This is a genomic window from Paenibacillus sp. cl123, assembly GCF_900101595.1.
Taxonomy (GTDB): domain Bacteria; phylum Bacillota; class Bacilli; order Paenibacillales; family NBRC-103111; genus Paenibacillus_G.
Genome location: NZ_FMYY01000002.1, coordinates 357,595 through 371,704 on the forward strand (window position 1 = coordinate 357,595; position 14,110 = coordinate 371,704).

General features: G+C 56.8%; 14 protein-coding genes. 11 read left to right on the plus strand and 3 right to left on the minus strand.

From position 1 onward, the window contains the following. The first annotated feature begins 63 nt into the window (after window positions 1-63). From BLR08_RS05690 to BLR08_RS05700, 3 genes are read left to right on the plus strand one after another with little or no spacing between them, the layout of a single operon-like run. Complete coding sequence (locus BLR08_RS05690; protein WP_072327475.1) at window positions 64-1,011, plus strand: ABC transporter permease; 948 nt, start codon at window positions 64-66, stop codon at window positions 1,009-1,011. 32 nt (window positions 1,012-1,043) lie between these two features. Further along, the gene (locus tag BLR08_RS05695; RefSeq protein WP_072327474.1) at window positions 1,044-1,910 is read left to right on the plus strand and encodes a carbohydrate ABC transporter permease; all 867 of its coding nucleotides are present in this window, start codon (window positions 1,044-1,046) and stop codon (window positions 1,908-1,910) included. Window positions 1,911-1,967: 57 nt separating this feature from the next. Further along, window positions 1,968-3,458, plus strand: coding sequence for an extracellular solute-binding protein (locus tag BLR08_RS05700; RefSeq protein WP_072327473.1), 1,491 nt, complete (start codon window positions 1,968-1,970; stop codon window positions 3,456-3,458). 66 nt (window positions 3,459-3,524) lie between these two features. Here the strand turns inward: BLR08_RS05700 and BLR08_RS05705 are convergent, their stop codons facing one another. Next, window positions 3,525-4,292, minus strand: coding sequence for an AraC family transcriptional regulator (locus tag BLR08_RS05705; protein WP_072327472.1), 768 nt, complete (start codon window positions 4,290-4,292; stop codon window positions 3,525-3,527). A 121-nt stretch (window positions 4,293-4,413) separates the two neighbouring features. Between BLR08_RS05705 and BLR08_RS05710 the strand changes: the two genes are divergently transcribed. The 5 genes from BLR08_RS05710 (at window position 4,414) to BLR08_RS05730 (ending at window position 8,159) form a co-directional block, all read left to right on the plus strand. Continuing rightward, a complete protein-coding gene (locus BLR08_RS05710; protein WP_072327471.1) occupies window positions 4,414-5,166 on the plus strand; it encodes a LamG domain-containing protein in 753 nt (250 codons plus the stop codon). A 27-nt stretch (window positions 5,167-5,193) separates the two neighbouring features. Next, the gene (locus BLR08_RS05715) at window positions 5,194-5,592 is read left to right on the plus strand and encodes a Rieske (2Fe-2S) protein (protein WP_072327470.1); all 399 of its coding nucleotides are present in this window, start codon (window positions 5,194-5,196) and stop codon (window positions 5,590-5,592) included. Next, window positions 5,573-6,652, plus strand: coding sequence for an amidohydrolase family protein (locus BLR08_RS05720; RefSeq protein ID WP_072327469.1), 1,080 nt, complete (start codon window positions 5,573-5,575; stop codon window positions 6,650-6,652). Before BLR08_RS05715 ends, BLR08_RS05720 begins: the two co-directional genes overlap by 20 nt. A 164-nt stretch (window positions 6,653-6,816) precedes the next feature. After that, window positions 6,817-7,716 (plus strand): PP2C family protein-serine/threonine phosphatase, encoded by a 900-nt coding sequence (locus BLR08_RS05725; protein ID WP_143014334.1) that lies wholly within the window; start codon window positions 6,817-6,819, stop codon window positions 7,714-7,716. 152 nt (window positions 7,717-7,868) lie between these two features. Beyond that, window positions 7,869-8,159, plus strand: coding sequence for a Dabb family protein (locus BLR08_RS05730; RefSeq protein WP_072327467.1), 291 nt, complete (start codon window positions 7,869-7,871; stop codon window positions 8,157-8,159). Window positions 8,160-8,223: 64 nt separating this feature from the next. Here BLR08_RS05730 and BLR08_RS05735 read toward each other — a convergent pair whose 3' ends face one another. Both BLR08_RS05735 and BLR08_RS05740 read right to left on the minus strand, forming a co-directional pair. Further along, on the minus strand, window positions 8,224-8,658 hold the full coding sequence (locus BLR08_RS05735; protein ID WP_072327466.1) for a hypothetical protein: 435 nt from the start codon (window positions 8,656-8,658) through the stop codon (window positions 8,224-8,226). Window positions 8,659-8,804: 146 nt separating this feature from the next. After that, on the minus strand, window positions 8,805-9,143 hold the full coding sequence (locus tag BLR08_RS05740; protein WP_072327465.1) for an ASCH domain-containing protein: 339 nt from the start codon (window positions 9,141-9,143) through the stop codon (window positions 8,805-8,807). Window positions 9,144-9,242: 99 nt separating this feature from the next. Between BLR08_RS05740 and BLR08_RS05745 the strand changes: the two genes are divergently transcribed. The 3 genes from BLR08_RS05745 (at window position 9,243) to BLR08_RS05755 (ending at window position 14,010) form a co-directional block, all read left to right on the plus strand. Next, window positions 9,243-10,298: a M42 family metallopeptidase gene (locus BLR08_RS05745; RefSeq protein ID WP_072327464.1), complete on the plus strand. Its 1,056-nt coding sequence runs from the start codon at window positions 9,243-9,245 to the stop codon at window positions 10,296-10,298. Window positions 10,299-10,338: 40 nt separating this feature from the next. Beyond that, a complete protein-coding gene (locus BLR08_RS05750) occupies window positions 10,339-12,279 on the plus strand; it encodes an ABC-F family ATP-binding cassette domain-containing protein (protein ID WP_072327463.1) in 1,941 nt (646 codons plus the stop codon). 117 nt (window positions 12,280-12,396) lie between these two features. Next, entirely contained in the window at window positions 12,397-14,010 is a 1,614-nt protein-coding gene (locus tag BLR08_RS05755; RefSeq protein ID WP_072327462.1) for an ABC-F family ATP-binding cassette domain-containing protein, read from the plus strand. Window positions 14,011-14,110: the final 100 nt, after the last annotated feature.

Consider the following 14,110-nt stretch of genomic DNA (forward strand, 5'->3'; position numbering starts at 1 on the left):
CGGAGAAAGATGCTAAAGTAAATGAGAGCGATTACACCAACAGAAAATAGAGGAGGAGAGGCCATGAGAACGGCGACTTCACAGGCAGCGGCATTGCCTGATACCGCCAAGAAAAAAAGCCGACGGTTCGTGAGGTTCTGGGATCTGTACCTTATGCTGATTCCGGCGCTGCTGTTCCTGCTTGTGTTCAAGTATGCGCCGATGTACGGCGTCGTGATCGCTTTCAAGGACTTCAATATTATACAAGGCGTGATGAAAAGTCCATGGGTCGGTCTGCAGCATTTTCGCGAGCTGTTTACCTTCAGCGAATTTCCCCAGGTCGTGCGTAATACGCTGATCATCAGCTTGATGAAGCTGATCGTCGGCTTTCCCGCTCCGATCATTATGGCGCTGCTGCTCAATGAGCTGAGATTGGCGTTGTTCAAGCGGACGGTGCAGACGATCACGTATTTGCCGCATTTTATTTCGTGGGTGGTGGTCGGCGGCATTACAGTCGATCTGCTGTCGCCCAACAGCGGCATCGTCAACAAGATCATGATGAGCTTCGGCATGGAGCCGGTATTTTTCATGACCGACGAGAGGCTGTTCCGCTGGATACTGGTTTTTACGGATATCTGGAAGGAAGCGGGATGGGGAGCGATCATTTATTTGGCCGCTTTGCTGGGCATCAATGAGGAGCTGTTTCAGGCGGCGACGGTGGACGGAGCGGGAAGGATGAAGCAGATCTGGCATATCTCGCTGCCCGGTATCCGTTCTACCATTATCGTGCTGCTGCTGCTGCGGCTCGGACATGTGTTGGATGTCGGCTTCGAGCAGGTACTGGCCATGTACAATCCAACAGTATATTCCGTAGCGGATATCATCGATACTTATGTGTTCCGAGTAGGACTCGGCACGATGCAATTCGGGCTGACAACCGCAGCGGGACTGTTCAAGTCGGTGATCGGGTGCCTGCTCCTCGTGACGGCCAACTTTATAGCACGGAAAATGGGCGAGGACGGCGTCTATTAAATGAGTGAGCGAAAAGAAAGGAGTGGAACGGCTTGATTCGTACCAAGGGCGAAAACTGGTTTGCCGTATTTAATGTCGCGATATTAAGTCTCGTGTCGCTGTCGATGATTTTGCCGTTTATCCATATCGCCGCCAAGTCGCTCAGCAGCGAAGCATATGTGCTGGCCAAGGACGTCATCCTGTGGCCCAAAGGACTGAACCTCGAGTCTTACCGGTATGTGCTGACAAACAAGCAATTTTTCGATTCCTTCACCAATTCGGTATTTATCACGGTTGTTGGGACAGCGATCAGCATGCTGCTGACAGTGCTGGCCGCGTATCCGTTGTCCAAACGAAACCTGCCTTACGGCCGGGGATTGATGCTGCTGTTCGTGATCACGATGTTTTTTAGCGGGGGATTGATCCCGACCTATCTCGTGGTGAAGGAAGTCGGCTTGCTCAATACGCTGTGGTCGCTGATCTTGCCTGGAGCCTTGGCTCCCTTCAATCTGATCCTGATCCGCAACTTTTTCCTGAGTCTGCCCGAAACGCTGGAAGAATCGGCGCGCATCGACGGAGCATCCAACTGGCGGATATTGTGGTCGCTGTATATCCCCCTGTCCATGCCGGCTCTGGCAACGATCTCAATGTTTTATGCGGTCGGCTACTGGAACAGCTTTTTTCAGGCGATGATGTATATTACGGAAAGGCGCTGGATGCCTTTGCAGATGTTCCTGCTGCAGCTGGTTACGGATGAGCGGACGGCGGATACGGCCATACTGGATGTGTTCCGCGACATTACGCCGGAGACGATCCGGGCGGCGGCGATTTTGTGCGTGGTCATTCCGATTTTGTGCGTCTATCCGTTCATCCAAAAATATTTCGTCAAGGGCGTTATGCTGGGCGCGGTAAAAGGCTGATCCGGATGGCCGGATACCGCATCCTCATATAGATAATAAACCTGGGGAGGGTTACCTATGTTATTCCGAAAATCTTCGTTTATCGGCTTGTCTGCGCTGCTGCTGACAGGCGTGGCCGCCGGCTGCAGCCAGCAGCAGGGGACCGGCACACAGGCCGGAGGGACATCCGGCAGCAAAAACAAAGATATCAAGGTTATGATGTCCTATCATGCATCGATGGAGCAGTTCAAGGGCACGGACAACATGAATGACAACAAGCTGACGAAAGTGATCAGGGAGAAGACCGGGCTGAACGTAAAGTATGAGTCGCTGCCGAAGGACAATCCTTCCCAGAAGGTGTCGATCATATTGGCTTCGGGCGATGTGCCCGACCTGATGAGGATCAACGGCAAGTCGGATTATTTCAAGCTCGCCCAGCAAGGGGCGTTCGAGCCGCTAGACGAGCTGATCCAGCAATATATTCCGAATATCTCGTCGATGAATACGAAGGAAGTTTTGGATGCCGCCCGCTATGAAGGCAAGATTTACGGGCTTCCGCACCGGGTTGCCCAGAAGGTCGGAGTGGGTATCCTCTCCCGCTCGGATATCTTGCAGGAGGCGGGAGTAGCCGAGCCGAAGACGATTGACGAATTTTATGCGGCGCTTAAGACGATCAAGGAAAAGAAAAATATGGCGCCATTGACCGCGAAGGCATCGAATCCGGGAAGCTTTACAGCATCCTTCCTGCCCTTCGCCGGAGCGTTCGGGGTTGGCACTACGACGGTCGTGAAGAACGGACAGCTCGCATTTTCCTGGCTGCAGCCGGAGTATAAGGAATTCCTTACCACGATGAAAAAATGGTATGAGGAAGGGCTGATCGACCAGGAGTTCTCCATCAACAAGGATGAGAAGGATAAGATGATCAACGGCACCGCGGCATTCTCCGTCAGTTATTGGGCGGATGCGTTTACGATCGACCGTTCGATCAAGGAGAAGAAAAACGGAGGCGCGCTCCGCTATATCGCGCCCGTCACCGGCAAAAACGGCCAGTCTGGCGTGCCGGAGGAAGCGGTGGCCGGGGGCAGCTATTGGGTTATTCCCAAGCAAGCGAAAAACAAGCAGGGCGCTGCCGAATATATCAGCTACATTTATGGGGAAGAGGCCGACAAGCTGCTGACCTACGGCATCGAGGGACAGGACTACAAGATGGAGAACGGCAAAGCCGTGCAGACTCCTGAGCAAAGCAATGAAATTCCATGGCGGACGCTGTATTTCCTGGGAGACTCGGACCCGAGCTTCTTCGCGAGACTGGAAGCCAAAGGCTTCCTGCCGTATTATCAGCCGCTGGAGCCCTTCAAGCGGAACCGCGAGGAGACGGTATTCTCCCCATCCGTCGAGGCGTGGGATACTAAATTTACCGAGCTTCGCAATTTCACGGAGGAAAATGCTCTGAAGTTTATTATGAATAAACGCAGCCTGGATGAATTCGACAAGTTTGTCCAGGAATTCAACGCGAAGGGCGGAAAAGCCGCTATCGAAGCGATGAACGCCTGGTATACGAAGAAATAGTGTTTGTCTATATGGCCGTTCCCCGTGCAGAGCAAGCTTATCGGGCGGGGAGCGGCTTATTCATGCTTACACTTCGCGAAAAAGACGGGAAGGCGGGCAGCCCATGATCTTCTTGAACATCCGGTTGAAATGAGCCTGGTCGCTGTATCCGAGATAGTCGGACACCTCGCCGATCGACATCCGGGTATTCAGAATCAGATCGCGAGCGGTATGGATGCGAAGCTGATGCATATAAGCGATCGGAGTTACGCCGGTAATCTCCTTGAACGTCTGGGTCACGTGGTTGGGCGTTCTGTCGATCAGCTCGGCCAGCTCGGCGATCCGGACCGGCTCGCGGTAATGCTCCCGCAAATAGTCCTGCACCTGCTTGATCAGCTCCAGCTTCACGGAGGAGAAATGCTCGGCTTCGCTTTCCTGGGCCAGCCAGCCGAGAAGCTCGATGACGATGCCTTGGCCGATCGTCTCGTAGGCCGGCAGCTGACCGGTCCATTGCTGGGCGAGAATTTTGAAGCGCTGCTTCAGGTATTCCGAGTTGCGCGCACTCGCCTTACGCGGCTTATACGGGTCCGGCCATGGCAGGCGAGAGGGCGCGTCCAGAAGAAAATGGGCCGAATATTTCTGATGAGGACCTGCCGGATCATTGAAGCCCGAACGGCGCATGCCTTTCGGAATAAATAGCATATCGCCCTTCGCTAGCGGGAAATGAACGCCCTCCAGATGATAATGCAGCTTGCCGTGGGTAACAAGGATCAAAATATGATGCAAAGTCGGCGTTTCATCCTTCACCCAATAGGGGTCCATATCGTCCACAAAAACGGACTGAAGCGATAGCATGTGATGACCTCCTTCCAACTCTTATTGATATTACCATAGAATCGTACAAAAAACAGTAGTTTCATGTCTGGTTAATCAACCGTTTCCCCTCTAAACTGTAATCAAAGGAGTGATGCAATTCATGACTGCTGAACCTATGTCCATCATGGAGCACCCTGCGCTTGTATCGTTCTGGGACTTCCAGGGAGAAGACGCGCTGCAGGCCAAGGGCCCGCATCCTTACAGGCTGCAGGAGATGGCCGGAGCCGTCGAGCGGCGTCCCGAAGGCGTGTTCGGTCCGCAGTCGCTCCGCTTCGAACGCGGACAATGGCTGCGCATCCCGCGCGCCGAGTGCCCGGCGCTTAACTTCCGCGGACAGGGAGCCAAGCTGACGCTTGCCGCATGGATCAAGCGGGAGCCCGCGCCGGAGAAGCAGTGTCAGGCCGTCGCCGGCATGTGGAACGAGACGGAGAAGAAGAGGCAATATTGCATGTTTTTGAATCTGCGGATTTGGGACAGCGCGGATCAGGTGTGCGGGCATGTGTCCTCCGTGGGCGGTCCCACTCCGGGACATCCGTGGTGCATGACGACGGCCATCGGAGCGACGCCTGTCCCTATGCAAGAGTGGAGATTCGCGGCTTTCACTTATGACGGTTCGTTCGCGAAGGTCTATCTCGATGGAAAGCTTGATGCGCGTCTCGCGTTCAATCCGTTCCCTTACTTCGACGGGTTGTACGACGGGGGCGAGCATGGAGCGGATTTTACGGTGGGAGGCGTGCATCGCTCCGGGGAGATGGGCAATTTCTTTGCCGGGTCGCTCGGAGGGCTGGCCGTATTCAGCGAAGCGCTGAGCGAGGAGGAACTGTCCGCTATAGCACCGGCGCTTACCCGCTAGTACAGACGGAAGAGGAGATGAACGAGGATGCAGACGTATCCGATCGCTTCGGTGGACGAGATCCCGCCCGGCACGTATAAGATTGTCGAGGTAGAGGGCCGCTCCATCGGCATATATAATGTCAAGGGCGAATATTACGCCGTCCATAATTATTGCCCGCATCAGGGGGCGGAGCTGTGCAAAGGTCCTGTCTGCGGGACGACGCTTGAATCCCGGGTGTACGAATTCATCTACGGCCGGGATCAGGAAATCGTCCGCTGTCCGTGGCATGGGTGGGAATTTGATTTGAAGACAGGGAAATCGCTGTTCAATGAGAAAGTGCGGGTGCGCAGCTATCCGGTGGTCGTCGAGGAGGGAAAGATCGGTCTTGTTCTAGGCCGTTCGTCCGCAGAAGGGAAGGTAACCCATGAATCATTCAAAAGCTAAAGAAATTATTCCCGTCATCGACTGCGACGTGCATAACCAGTTCCGCAGCAGCAAGGATCTGGTGCCGTACCTGGAGGAGCCGTGGAAAAGCCATGTGGCGAAGTTCGGGGTGAGCGGGGGCGGACTGCCTTATGCTTCTCCCATCGGCAATAAACGCAAGGACGCCGATCCGCCCAGCGGTCTGCCGGTCGGCTCCGATCCGGACTATATGCTGGAGCATCTGGTGGAGCCGTTTCATATGGAATATGCGCTGCTTTGCTCGGATTCGATCATCGGCGTATCGGGCTTCGCCGACCCCGACTATACGGCGGCGATCTGCCGAGCTTACAATGACTATCTGATTGCGGAATGGCTGTCCAAAAGCCCGAAGTTCAAAGGCTTCCTGTGCATCGGCACCCAGGACCCCGAAGAGGCTGCCCGCGAGATCGACCGGATCGGTCCGCATCCCGATATCGTCGGCGTCGCCGTCATCGGCGGCTCGCGGTCGCCGTACGGGCAAAGATTTTATCATCCGATCTACGCGGCGTGCGAGCGACACGGCTTGCCTTTCATTATCCATCCGGGCGCGGAAGGAGCGGGTGTTTTCAACCCGCCTACCGCCGTAGGCTACGTGTCCAACTACTTGCAGTGGCACACTTGCCTGCCGCAGACGTATATGGCGCATCTGGTCAGCTTCGTATGCGAAGGCGTATTCGAGAAATTCCCCGGACTGAAGGTCGTGTTCAGCGAAGGGGGCGTCAGCTGGCTGCCGTCGCTGCTGTGGCGGCTGGATAAAAACTTCAAGGCGCTACGGGCTTCCGCGCCGTGGCTGAAGCGGATGCCGAGCGAATATGTCCGCGACCATTGCTACATGACGACGCAGCCGATCGAGGAGCCGGACAACCCGAAGCATTTGGACGCCGTCTTCGAGATGTTTGACGCCGAGCATATGCTGCTCTTCTCCAGCGATTATCCGCACTGGGATTTCGACGATCCGACGAAAATCCTGCAGCGGCTGCCGATTGAAAAGAAGCGGAAAATTTTCAGCGGCAATGCGAAGCAGCTGTTCAAGCTGACCTGATCCAGGCAAATACGACGTTATTCCCTCGCGGCCCCGGTGCGCATGATGCGTCCGGGGTTTTGTGCTGCCCGGCGTCTTCTTTCCCATAACAAATCCGCAGCGGAGATGGTATAGTAGAGGAAAGCACAAGTATGACATATGACCTTCAGGGAGCCAAGACGCCATTGAAAACAAAAATTGCTGTCCATTGGCAATACGGTGCCGCCACCCACAGCGGTTGGCAGCGCACGCTTAACGATGACCGTTCTTTATTGCGCATGGGCCTGACGAGCAGGGGAATTCCTTATGCCGCAGCGGCATTGGCCGATGGTATGGGAGGACTCGCCGACGGGGGATTGGCCGGCGATGAAGCGATAGACGGCCTGAGAAGCTGGCTGGAGGAGGAGCTGCCGGATTTGCTGGAGAGCAAGGACAGATGGGGCTTGCTGGAAGCTTCCATACAGCGGCGGTTCGAATCGATCCATTGCAGCATAAGCGAGCGGGCGCTCAGCCAAGGAATGAAGCAGGGAACGACGCTGACCGTACTGCTTTTATTTGATTCGGTTTACTGGATTTTCCATATCGGGGATTGCAGGGTCTACAAGCTGTCCGGCCGCGGCGGTCGGCAGACCCGGCTGGCCCGTTTGACCCGCGATCATACCTGGGTCGGTCGGCAGGTCCGCTTGGGCCTGATGGCCGCTGATACGGCCGGCAAGCATCCGAAGCGCAATGTGCTGCTGCGATATCTCGGGATGCGTGGCCGGGCCCGGATCGATGTCCGCTGCGGGCTGTACGAACGACAGTGCCTGTTCCTGCTCACCAGCGACGGGCTTCACGGTCCGCTTGCCGATGGGGGCGTATCCCGGCTGATCGGAGAGAACGGCGGCCGGGTAGAGGATGTGCAGGCGCTCTGCGACGCGTTGTTGTCGCGCACGCTGGAAGGAACCGCTCCGGACAATGCCAGCGTGCTCGCGCTGCGGCCGACCGACCCGGGGAAAGCGGGGCTGCGGCGGTTTGGAGCGAGACTGTCCATCATCGTCCACCGTATTCGGCATCCGAGACTGCCGTGGTGGTTATCCGGCTAATCCGTTCCGCCTTGGTCTTTGCTTCTTGCTCCTCTGGATTCGCGCTCCCGCTAGATGCTATAATGGTATGGCCATCCGCGCCGTGCCACTGCAAGTTCCACGACGCGGCCTGCGATCGCAAGCTATAACTCATTTATAAGGGAGATTATAAGATGCTGACACATGTCGTATTTTTCAAATTAAAGGACCGGAGTCCAGAAGCGGTAGAGGTTACAGCGAACGTGCTGCGCAATATGGAAGGCAAAATCGAGGTGCTGCGCTACATAGAGGTAGGATTGGATGTGCTGCATTCGGAACGTTCCTACGACATCGCGTTGATTACGAAGTTTGATTCGCTGGCCGATCTGGGAGTATATGACGTCCACCCGCTTCACATGGAGGTCAAGGCGCATATGAAGCAGGTGCTCGACGGGACGAGCGTGTGCGTGGATTTCGAAAGCTGATTGGCGTTTCTGGCAGCCGGGTCGGTTCAGGCAAGGCGTGACGGCTTTCCGCTTCGCCTGCACGTCAGCCCCAAAGGGCCGGCTTCATAACCATGAGCCCGAGCATTACGAACAGCACGAAAAGATACAGATAAAGCGATCTGGCCAGCTTCCGCACAAGGGCGCCGCGATCGTGACCGGGCTGGCGGAGCTGCCGGATCGTGGGGGAGAAGGCGCGAGCCATGAACAGCAGCGAGGCGAAGAGGACGACGAAGGTGCCGAAGATCCACGGCGTCGTCCACGGATAACCGCCGAGCCACATCAGCAGCAGGCCCGAGACGACGAGGACGTGGCCGGTATGCTTGGACAATCTGACGACGAAGGCGAATGAATCCAGATAGATGTCCAGCTGTTCCCCTTCGGCAAGCGTGAGCTTGCGGAGCATCGGCATCAGCACGAAGAACGGTCCGATGGATACGAGGGCGCTGACCACATGAATGTAAACAAGCCATTGATACATAAGTGCTATTCCTCCAGACAAGAGAGATCGGTCGGTGAGTAGTGCAGCGAGTGATCAGCGCGTCCGGGCCGGGAGCCGGGGAGGGCGGTCACCGCTGCACTGTTTTCATTTGAGCGGACGGTCAAGCAGACCTGCGCCCGGGGGCGCTAGACCTGCCGGAATTCGTGCACCCATACCTTCATTTGCGGAAGCCAAGGCATGCCCGCATGCAGGGATGTGATGTATGTTTTGTACGCGTCCACGGTCGGATAACCTTCGGATTGAATATTCTCATCCGTCAGCTCGCCAAGCGACTGCTGGTACACACGAGTGACTTCGAAGCGCTGTCCGCGCAGCTCCATAATTTCCCCGGGATCGGCGTAACGTCCGTTGCGCCGGGTGGATGTTTTTTGACCGCTGAGCACCTTCTCCACATCAGCTTCCACCGTGATCATGCGTTCGATCGTACAGGTTTTGGGCGGCAAAGCTTCCAATTCTTTAGACATCAGCAATTCCTCCTGTTAAGGCCATGGGCCAGCCTCGGATTAAATTCATTCCAAAGCTTACACGAATGTAGGCGGGGAATCAAATAAAGGAGCCGAATCATGGGAATCAGCATCGATGAAAATTATATCGCAGCCTTGCTTGGCAAGCTGCTGGAAACACCGAGTCCGACCGGATACTGCCGGACGATCATGAACGTTCTCCGCGATGAAGCGCAGCGGCTCGGCCTCGCCATGCAGCTTACGCCCAAAGGCAACGGGATCATCACCGTAGACGGAATGTCCGAAGGCCCGGCCATCGGACTGAGCGCGCATGTGGATACTCTCGGCGCGATGGTGCGGGCGGTTAGGCCCGGGGGGACGCTGCGGTTCACCCTGATCGGGGGATATATGCTCGGCTCCGTCGAGAACGAATATTGCATCGTTCATACGAGGGATGGCCGGACCTATACCGGAACGATCATGACGAATAAGCCTTCCGTGCATGTATACGCCGATGCGAGGGAGCTGAAGCGCGAGGAAGCGGTGATGGAGGTGCGGCTGGACGAGCGGGTGAAGTCGGCGGACGACGTCCGCGCGCTCGGCATCGATCCGGGCGACTTTATCTCCTTCGATCCGCGGGTGCGCATGCTGCCTAACGGCTACATCAAGTCGCGGCATCTGGACGACAAGGCTGGGGTCGCTGCCGTCTTCGGCCTGCTGGAGTGGCTGAAGCGGGAGCGGGTCACGCCGGCCAGGCCGCTCAGCATCCTGCTAAGCACCTATGAAGAGGTAGGGCACGGAGCAGCCTGGCTGCCCGGCGATATCAGCGAGCTGATCGCAGTCGATATGGGGGCCATGGGCGACGATCTGTCCTGCACCGAGCTGGACGTGTCGATCTGCGCCAAAGATTCGTCGGGGCCATACGATTATGCAATGACCTCCAAATTGATCGAGCTGGCCAAGCGGGAGGGGCTGTCCTATGCCGTGGACGTATATCCGCAGTACGGGTCGGACGCGTCGGCCGCTCTGCGCGGGGGGAGCAACATCCGGGCGGCCTTGATCGGACCGGGGGTTCACGCTTCGCATGCGATGGAACGCACGCATCGGCAGGCGATCGTTAATACGGCCGCTCTGCTTGCCGCTTATGTGCAAGAGCCCGCGGCAAGCTACGAATAGATGACCGAAGGCTTAAGAAGCCCAGAGAGGAGCGCGCCGCATGAATATTATTTCGGTGGAGGATTTATATAAAAGCTACGGAGAGAAAGTGCTGTTCGACGGCATCGCGTTCCAGATCAACGAACGGGAACGGATCGGGCTCGTCGGCGTCAACGGGACCGGCAAGTCGACCCTGCTGCGGGTGATGGCGGGCCTGGAGTCCACGGAGCGGGGCAAGCTTACGCATGCCAATCATTTTCATGTGGAATATTTGCCGCAGCAGCCGGAATTCGATATGGACTCGACCGTGCTGGAGCAGGTATTCCACGGAGATACCCCGCTTATGAAGGCGCTGCGGGACTATGAGGAGGCGCTGGCTCTGCTGCAGCTGGCGCCTAGCGATGAGAAGCGGCAGGCCAAGCTGTTCGCCGCGCAAAGCCGGATGGACGCCACAGGCGCCTGGGAGGCTCAGACGACAGCCAAGACCGTCCTCTCCAAGCTGGGCATCCGCGACTTCTCCCAGCGCGTAGGCACGCTGTCGGGCGGGCAGCGCAAGCGGGTGGCGATGGCCCGGGTGCTGATTCAGCCTGCGGATCTGCTCATCCTCGATGAGCCGACCAACCATATTGACCACGAGACGGTGGAGTGGCTGGAAGGCTATCTGAGCTCGTGGAAGGGCTCGCTGCTGCTCGTTACGCATGACCGGTATTTCCTGGACCGGGTGACGAACCGGATGTTCGAGCTGGATCGCGGCAAGCTGTACAGCTATGAAGGAAACTACGCTTCTTTCCTGGAGAAGAAAGCCGAGCGGATGGAGCGGGAAGCCTCGATGGAGGACAAGCGGCAAAATCTGCTGCGCCGGGAGCTGGCCTGGCTTCGCCGCGGCGCGAAGGCCCGGACGACGAAGCAGAAGGCCAGAATCGACCGGGTAACGGAGCTGCGCGACCGCAAGGTGGACGGGCCAGCCGCTTCCATGGACATGTCGCTGGGCGCAAGCCGGCTAGGCAAGAAGATCATGGAGCTGGAGGATGTGGGCAAATCTTACGGGGACCGCAAGCTGATCGGCGGGTTCAGCTATATCGTGCTGCCGGAAGATCGGATCGGCATCATCGGACCGAATGGGTCAGGCAAGTCTACGCTGCTCCATATGCTGGCGGGCCGTCTGCAGCCGGATGAAGGGACCATTGAGACGGGCACGACCGTGAAGCTGGCCTACTACACGCAGGAAAATGTCGAAATGGATGACAAGCAGCGCGCGATCGATTATATCAAGGAAGCTGCGGAAGTCATCCGCACGGCCAGCGGGGAAGCCGTTACGGCCGGGCAGATGCTGGAGCGGTTTCTGTTCACGCCTTCCCAGCAATGGACGCCGATCGGCAAGCTCTCCGGCGGAGAGCGCCGGCGGCTGTACCTGCTGCGCACGCTGATGGGCGAGCCGAATGTGCTGCTGCTCGATGAGCCGACGAACGATCTGGATATCCAGACGCTTACGATTCTGGAGGAATACCTCGATGACTTTCCTGGCGTTGTCATTACGGTATCCCATGACAGGTATTTCCTCGACCGGACGGCGGATCATCTGTTTGTCTTCGAGGGAGACGGGCAGGTGCGCAAGTTTTACGGCAACTACTCGGAGTATCTGGAGCAGTCGAAGCTGGAGCGCCAGCAGGAGAGCGAGGCGGCGCGTCCTGTCAAAGCGTCTGCCGCTGCAGCCGGAGAGTCGCAGACCGCCGGACAGCAAGAAGGTAAGCGGGACACCGGCCGCCCCAAGAAGCTGAGCTTCAAGGAGCAAAAGGAATGGGACGGGATCGAAGACCGGATCGCGGAGATGGAGGATAAGCTTGCCCAAGTGAAGCGAAGCATCGAGCAGGCCGGCAGCGATTACGGCAAGGTGCAGGATTTGTTCCGCGAGGAGCAGGAGCTGACGGCTCAGCTTGAGCAGGCGATGGAGCGCTGGTCGGAGCTGTCCGAGCTGGTCGAAAGCATCGGGAACAACAAATAACGGAATTTCGCAACTTTTCTTGGGAAACATGCCGCAGTTATGGTATAATTAACGTTTGGAAGCGTTTGGATTGTCGAGCGTCGCTTCAGTCTATAACCGAAAGTGGGTCTGCTAATAATGATTACGGTAACCGATGTCACCTTACGATACGGCAAACGGGCTTTGTTCGAGGACGTAAACATCAAGTTTACGCCCGGCAACTGCTACGGCTTGATCGGCGCCAACGGCGCGGGCAAGTCGACATTCCTCAAAATTTTGGCCGGAGAGCTGGAGCCGAACAAAGGCGAGGTCAGCATCACTCCGGGCGAGCGGATGGCTGTCCTGAAGCAAAACCATTACGAATATGATGAAATTGAAGTTCTGAAAACCGTTATTAAAGGGCATAACCGCCTGTTCCAAATCATGGAGGAGAAAGACGCGCTGTATGCGAAGCCGGATTTTTCGGAAGAAGACGGCATGAAGGCAGCCGAGCTGGAAGGGGAATTCCAGGATCTCGACGGCTGGCAGGCTGAGTCCGACGCGGCCGAGCTGCTGCTCGGTCTCGGCATTCCGAAGGATCTGCACGATCTCAAGATGAAGGAGCTGGACGGCAACCAGAAGGTGCGCGTTCTCTTGGCCCAGGCGTTGTTCGGCAACCCGAACATTCTGCTGCTCGATGAGCCTACCAACCATCTGGATATCGAGTCGGTGCGCTGGCTGGAGAACTTCCTGTCGCGTTATGAAGGCACCGTTATCGTCGTATCCCATGACCGGCACTTCCTGAATCAAGTTTGTACGCATATCGCGGACATCGATTTCAGCAAGATTCAGCTGTACGTGGGCAACTACGACTTCTGGTACGAGTCCAGCCAGCTGGCGCTCAAGCTCGTGCGCGAGCAGAACAAGAAGACCGAAGAGAAGCGCAAGGAGCTCGAGGAGTTTATCCGCCGCTTCAGCGCCAACGCCTCGAAGTCCAAGCAGGCGACTTCCCGTAAGAAAACGCTGGAGAAGCTGCAGCTGGAGGATATCAAGCCTTCGACGCGCAAATATCCGTTTATCAAATTCACGCCGGAGCGCGAAGCGGGCAAGCAGTTGCTGACGATCGAGCGGCTGAGCAAGTCGATCGACGGACAGCTTGTCATTAACGATATCTCGCTGACGGTAAACAAAGGCGACAAAATCGCGCTGGTCGGACCGAACGGTATCGCCAAGACGACGCTGTTCCAGATTCTGATGGGCGAGATCGAGGCTGACTCCGGCGAATACAGCTGGGGAGTCACTACGTCGCAGGCTTATTTCCCGAAGGACAATTCTTCCTACTTCCAGGAGGATACGACGCTGGTCGATTGGCTGCGTCCTTTCTCCAAGGATCAGGACGAATCCTATCTTCGCGGCTTCCTGGGCCGCATGCTGTTCTCCGGCGAAGAAGCGCTGAAGAAAGCGAGCGTGCTGTCCGGGGGAGAAAAAGTTCGCTGCATGCTGTCCAAAATGATGATGAGCGGCGCCAACGTGCTGCTGCTCGACGAGCCGACGAACCACTTGGATCTCGAATCGATCACGGCGCTTAACAACGGGCTGATCGATTTCGACGGCACGATGCTGTTCGTTTCGCATGACCATCAATTCGTGCAAACGATAGCGAATCGGATCATCGAAATTACGCCGACCGGTCTTATCGATAAAGTCATCACTTACGACGAGTACCTGGAGAACGAGGACATCAAGCGCCAGCGCGAGCTCGCTTACGCCTAAGAACGCGCCCCGTACCGGGGCGTCAACCTGCTGATAACAAGAAAAAGGATGAGCGGCTTCCCGGGGGAAGTCCTCATCCTTCTTTAGCACCTGTGGGCCG